This is a genomic window from Dietzia sp. CQ4, assembly GCF_014145125.1.
Lineage (GTDB): Bacteria > Actinomycetota > Actinomycetes > Mycobacteriales > Mycobacteriaceae > Dietzia > Dietzia natronolimnaea.
In genome coordinates, this window is the sequence record NZ_JAALDZ010000154.1 from 1 (window position 1) to 3,153 (window position 3,153).

4 protein-coding genes, 1 tRNA gene and 1 pseudogene are annotated in these 3,153 nt (G+C 71.2%); 2 read left to right on the top strand and 4 right to left on the bottom strand.

Features of this window, described 5'->3' with window-relative positions; all coding sequences use genetic code 11:
- Positions 1 to 44: 44 nt before the first annotated feature.
- A complete protein-coding gene (locus G6031_RS09790) occupies positions 45 to 356 on the top strand; it encodes a CHY zinc finger protein (protein WP_187702191.1) in 312 nt (103 codons plus the stop codon).
- Between the two features lie 19 nt (positions 357 to 375).
- Here the strand turns inward: G6031_RS09790 and tgt are convergent, their stop codons facing one another.
- Positions 376 to 1,656: a tRNA guanosine(34) transglycosylase Tgt gene (gene tgt, locus G6031_RS09795; RefSeq protein WP_182653170.1), complete on the bottom strand. Its 1,281-nt coding sequence runs from the start codon at positions 1,654 to 1,656 to the stop codon at positions 376 to 378.
- A 95-nt stretch (positions 1,657 to 1,751) separates the two neighbouring features.
- Between tgt and G6031_RS09800 the strand changes: the two genes are divergently transcribed.
- Positions 1,752 to 2,366 (top strand): TetR/AcrR family transcriptional regulator, encoded by a 615-nt coding sequence (locus G6031_RS09800; RefSeq protein WP_182653171.1) that lies wholly within the window; start codon positions 1,752 to 1,754, stop codon positions 2,364 to 2,366.
- A 125-nt stretch (positions 2,367 to 2,491) separates the two neighbouring features.
- Here the strand turns inward: G6031_RS09800 and G6031_RS09805 are convergent.
- The 3 genes and pseudogenes from G6031_RS09805 to G6031_RS09815 form a co-directional block, all read right to left on the bottom strand.
- Positions 2,492 to 2,582, bottom strand: a tRNA-Ser gene (locus G6031_RS09805).
- Between the two features lie 59 nt (positions 2,583 to 2,641).
- A complete protein-coding gene (locus tag G6031_RS09810; RefSeq protein WP_017838254.1) occupies positions 2,642 to 2,848 on the bottom strand; it encodes a CsbD family protein in 207 nt (68 codons plus the stop codon).
- 123 nt (positions 2,849 to 2,971) lie between these two features.
- Positions 2,972 to 3,153, bottom strand: a pseudogene (locus G6031_RS09815) (nucleoside deaminase); the annotation flags it as partial.

Here is a 3,153-nt window from a genome sequence, read left to right on the forward strand (position 1 = left end):
GCCGCGAGAGTGGCGGCGGCGCGGTCGGTGGCGGCGGCGCCTCGCTGCGCGTGCTCGGTGCCACCGTCGACGACCAGACCCGCTGTGTCCACTACCGCGGGCCCCTGGACGTGGTGGCGATCCGCTTCCACTGCTGCCGGGAGTTCTACCCGTGCTTCCGCTGCCACGCCGAGGCCGCCGATCACGCGGTCTCGGCGTGGCCGCGGGTCGAGTTCGACGCCCCGGCGATCCTGTGTGGTGTGTGCCGGGCCACGCTGACCATCGCCGAATACCTGCGGACAGACGGGTGCACGGCCTGCGGGGCGGCGTTCAACCCGGGCTGCTCGCTACACCACTCGATCTACTTCGACGGCTGACCCTCCTACCCGGGCGGTGCTACGCCGAGTAGTACCGCCCCAGGAACCCGGACTTGTACGCCAGGTACTCGTCGGGCCCGGCGTCCATCGCGGCGCGCACCTCGTCGACCAGCCGCACCACGAACGCCAGGTTGTGCAGGGTGAGCAGGGTCGACCCGAGGAACTCCTTGGCCTTGAACAGGTGATGGAGGTACGCGCGGCTGTACTCGCGCGAGACCTCGGACGGGCCCTCGGGGTCGAGCGCGTTGTGGTCGTGCCGGAACTGGGCCCGGGTGACGTTGACCCGCCCGTCCAGCGTGTAGATCCCGCCGTGGCGGGCGAGCCGGGTGGGCGCGACACAGTCGAACGTGTCGGCCCCGTTCTCCACCGCCGTGAAGATGTCGTCGGGCTCGCTGATCCCCAGCAGGTGGCGCGGCCGGTCCTCGGGCAGTTCCTCGGTGCACCAGCCCACGATGGTGCCGAGGTTCTCCTTCTCCAGCGCCCCGCCGATCCCGTAGCCGCCGAACCCGCGGCGCCCCTGTTCCTCGGCGCGGTCGCTCATCTCCACGAGCCCGCGCACGGCCTGCCGCCGCAGGTCTTCGAACTGCGCGCCCTGGACCACGCCCCACAGCGACTGACCGGGCCGGTGCCCGCGCTCCACCGACAGGCGTTCGTGCTCGTCGAGGCACCGCTGCGCCCAGCGACGCGTGCGCTCGACCGACCTCTCCTGGTACTCGCGGGTGTTCATGAGCGTGGTGAGCTCGTCGAAGGCGAACAGGATGTCGGCCCCCAGACCGTGCTGGATCCGCATCGACACCTCCGGGGAGAAGCGGTGCGGCGACCCGTCGAGGTGCGAGGTGAAGGTGACGCCGTCCTCGTCGACCTTCGCGAGCCTCCCCTGGCCCTTGTTGGTGGCGGAGTCGTCCGGGGCCCCGGCCGCGCCCGCCGACATCTCGATCACCTTCTTGAATCCGACCCCGAGGCTCATCACCTGGAAGCCCCCGGAGTCGGTGTAGGTGGGCCCGGACCAGCGCATGAACTCCCCCAGCCCGCCGGCGGCGTCCACCACGTCGTGGCCGGGCTGCAGGTACAGGTGGTAGGCGTTGGCCAGGACGGCCTGCGCGCCGGTCGAACGGACCTGCTCCGGGGTGAGGGTCTTGACGGTCGCCTTGGTGCCGACGGGCACGAACGCCGGGGTCGCGATGTCACCGTGCGGGGTGTGGATGACGCCGGTGCGGCCCCCCGCCGTGCCGTCGAGGACCATGCGCGAACCCACGTCGAAGGTGGTCGCGCGTGGGGCGGGGGGCGTGTGATCCGACATGGGTCCCATCGTGGCACGACGGCCCGGGGGTCCGGCCCTGGCCCTACGATGGGGGGAATCGACGGCGGCAGGACACGACGACGACGAGGTGAGCGATGCCCGGTACGAGCGGTCGACGGCTCTCCCGACACGAGCGCCACGACCAACTGGTCGTCCTGGGAGTGAGGCTCCTGGAGACGGTGCCGTTCCACGCGCTCTCGATGGACGACGTGGCCGAGCGGGCCGGGGTCTCGCGCAGCCTGCTGTTCCACTACTTCCCCACCAAGCTGGCCTACCTCACGGCGGTGGTCAACGCGGCGGCCGACCACGTCCTGTCGCTCACCGAGGTGCCGGAGGGGGCCAGCGCGGAGGACCGCACCCGTGCGATCATCACCGCGCTGGTGCGCTACATCCAACGGCGCCGCGACAACTACGTGGCGGTCCTGCGGTCGGGCAGATCCGTGGACCCGGTCCTCGAACAGGTCGTGGACGGCATGCACCGCACCATCAGCCTGCGCATCCTCCACAGCATCGGGGTGGCCCGGCCCGGCCCGATGGCCCTGGTGCTCACGCGCGCCTGGTTGGCCGGTGTCGAGGAGCTGGCGCTGCTGGGCGAGGAGTCCGGGCTGCCCCAGGAGACGGTGATCGACTCCGCGATCACCACGCTCCGCGCGGTCGCCGCCCTGCCGGACTTCGTCGCCGACGTCTTCCCGGGTCACGACGCGGACTGAGACGAACCCCGGGGTAAGACGAACCCCGGGGTGAGACGAGCCCGGAGTGAGAAGAATCCCGGAGTGCGATGAACCCTGAAATGAGAAGAGCCCCGGAACTCCGATGAGTTCCGGGGCTCTCCCCGTGGCGGTGGCGGTGGGATTTGAACCCACGGTTGGGGGTTACCCAACACAGCATTTCGAGTGCTGCACCTTCGGCCGCTCGGACACGCCACCGCCGATCAGGCTACTTCACGAGCGGCCGCAGGCGGAAATCGCCTGCTCGCCGGGGCGAATCAGGCCTTGTCGTTGCCGGTGAGCTTGCTCGCGGCCTCGTTGGCCTTGTCCTTGAGCTTCTCGGCGCCCTGCTTGATGCCGGCCTTGCCCTGGTCCGCCTGGCCCTCGGCCTGGAGGTCACGGTCGCCGGTCGCGGCGCCGGCCGACTCCTTGGCGCGGCCGCCGAGCTCCTCGGCCTTGTTCGAGAACTTGTCTCCCACACCCATGTGGTGCTCCTCTCGATCGCGGCGCCGGTGCCCGGCGCCTCTCCCGATCCACCGTACGGAGATGTGCGCCGGGCCTCCACCGGACCATGGTCACGATCCCGTCACCGCCGTACGGGAGCGCCGCTACCGCCGAGCGCGGAAGAACTGTTCCAGCAGCGCGGCGCACTCGGTCTCGAGCACCCCGCCGCGGACCTCGGGGCGGTGGACGAGCCGGCGGTCGCGGACCACGTCCCAGAGCGATCCGCAGGCCCCGGTGCGGGGCTCCCACGCGCCGAAGACGACGCGGCCCACCCGCGCCGCGACCG